General features: G+C 52.3%; 2 rRNA genes (both cut by a window edge). Both read right to left on the bottom strand.

The window, feature by feature from the left end:
- Window positions 1-976, bottom strand: a 23S ribosomal RNA gene (locus V1500_RS16270) (it extends 1,970 nt beyond the left edge of the window).
- A 420-nt stretch (window positions 977-1,396) separates the two neighbouring features.
- Window positions 1,397-2,500 (bottom strand): 16S ribosomal RNA (locus V1500_RS16275); it runs 446 nt beyond the window's last position.
- The 16S and 23S rRNA genes sit together here, the layout of an rRNA operon.

Consider the following 2,500-nt stretch of genomic DNA (forward strand, 5'->3'; position numbering starts at 1 on the left):
CGGAGTTTGACTGAATTCGGTAACCCGATGGGGGCCCCTAGTCCAATCAGTGCTCTACCTCCAAGACTCTTACGCTGAGGCTAGCCCTAAAGCTATTTCGGAGAGAACCAGCTATCTCCAGGTTCGATTGGAATTTCTCCGCTACCCACACCTCATCCCCGCACTTTTCAACGTGCGTGGGTTCGGGCCTCCATTCAGTGTTACCTGAACTTCACCCTGGACATGGGTAGATCACCTGGTTTCGGGTCTACGACCTCATACTCATTCGCCCTGTTCAGACTCGCTTTCGCTGCGGCTCCGTCTCATCAACTTAACCTTGCATGAAATCGTAACTCGCCGGTTCATTCTACAAAAGGCACGCCATCACCCGTTGTCTTAAAAAGACCATAGGGCTCTGACTACTTGTAGGCACACGGTTTCAGGATCTGTTTCACTCCCCTTCCGGGGTGCTTTTCACCTTTCCCTCACGGTACTGGTTCACTATCGGTCACTAGGGAGTATTTAGCCTTGGGAGATGGTCCTCCCTGCTTCCGACGGGATTTCACGTGTCCCGCCGTACTCAGGATCCACTCAGGAGGGAACGAAGTTTCGACTACAGGGTTTTTACCTTCTCTGACGGGCCTTTCCAGGCCTCTTCATCTACCCCGTTCCTTTGTAACTCCATATAGAGTGTCCTACAACCCCAGAAGGCAAGCCTTCTGGTTTGGGCTAATTCCGTTTCGCTCGCCGCTACTCAGGAAATCGCGTTTGCTTTCTCTTCCTCCGGGTACTTAGATGTTTCAGTTCCCCGGGTCTGCCTTCCATACCCTATTTATTCAGGTAAGGATACTGCCCCATTACGGGCAGCGGGTTTCCCCATTCGGAAATCTCCGGATCAAAGCTTACTTACAGCTCCCCGAAGCATATCGGTGTTAGTCCCGTCCTTCATCGGCTCCTAGTGCCAAGGCATCCACCGTGCGCCCTTTCTAACTTAACCATTGCTAATTTGTGATGACCGTCGGCCTTCTTCGTCAGCTTCACTCGCTCACTCCTCACGTATGTCTAATACGCTCCGGTGCTCGCTCGATTGCTTCCTCGAGTCCCTCGGTCCTGACAAATTATCAGTTTTACATCTCGGTGTTTTGAAAATTGACGCAAAAATTTGCCTTATTACTGTTATCTAGTTTTCAAGGAACATGGCTACGGATTTCAATCACACATCGTGATTCATCTCCGGTAGCGATACTGCGTGCTGCCATGCGACGAGCTGAAGAGTTGCCTCTTCGAATATGCTGTGGCGCAGGAGCAATCGTCTTAAAAGAAGACTCATTTAAGACTCACAATATTTAAAGCTTGAAAGAATTGCTTCTTTCAAAACTGAACAAAACATAAGCGCCTGACGTCTGTATATCCTTAGAAAGGAGGTGATCCAGCCGCACCTTCCGATACGGCTACCTTGTTACGACTTCACCCCAATCATCTGTCCCACCTTAGGCGGCTGGCTCCAAAAGGTTACCTCACCGACTTCGGGTGTTACAAACTCTCGTGGTGTGACGGGCGGTGTGTACAAGGCCCGGGAACGTATTCACCGCGGCATGCTGATCCGCGATTACTAGCGATTCCGGCTTCATGCAGGCGAGTTGCAGCCTGCAATCCGAACTGAGAATGGCTTTATGGGATTGGCTCGGCCTCGCGGCTTCGCTGCCCTTTGTACCATCCATTGTAGCACGTGTGTAGCCCAGGTCATAAGGGGCATGATGATTTGACGTCATCCCCACCTTCCTCCGGTTTGTCACCGGCAGTCACCTTAGAGTGCCCAACTGAATGCTGGCAACTAAGATCAAGGGTTGCGCTCGTTGCGGGACTTAACCCAACATCTCACGACACGAGCTGACGACAACCATGCACCACCTGTCACTCTGTCCCCCGAAGGGGAACGCCCTATCTCTAGGGAAGTCAGAGGATGTCAAGACCTGGTAAGGTTCTTCGCGTTGCTTCGAATTAAACCACATGCTCCACCGCTTGTGCGGGCCCCCGTCAATTCCTTTGAGTTTCAGCCTTGCGGCCGTACTCCCCAGGCGGAGTGCTTAATGCGTTTGCTGCAGCACTAAAGGGCGGAAACCCTCTAACACTTAGCACTCATCGTTTACGGCGTGGACTACCAGGGTATCTAATCCTGTTCGCTCCCCACGCTTTCGCGCCTCAGCGTCAGTTACAGACCAGAGAGTCGCCTTCGCCACTGGTGTTCCTCCACATCTCTACGCATTTCACCGCTACACGTGGAATTCCACTCTCCTCTTCTGCACTCAAGTCCCCCAGTTTCCAATGACCCTCCACGGTTGAGCCGTGGGCTTTCACATCAGACTTAAAGGACCGCCTGCGCGCGCTTTACGCCCAATAATTCCGGACAACGCTTGCCACCTACGTATTACCGCGGCTGCTGGCACGTAGTTAGCCGTGGCTTTCTGGTCAGGTACCGTCAAGGTGCCAGCAGTTACTCTGGCACTTGTTCTTCCCTGAC

Origin of the sequence: Peribacillus sedimenti (assembly GCF_046237635.1) — a bacterium.
GTDB classification, from domain to species: Bacteria; Bacillota; Bacilli; order Bacillales; family DSM-1321; genus Peribacillus; species Peribacillus sedimenti.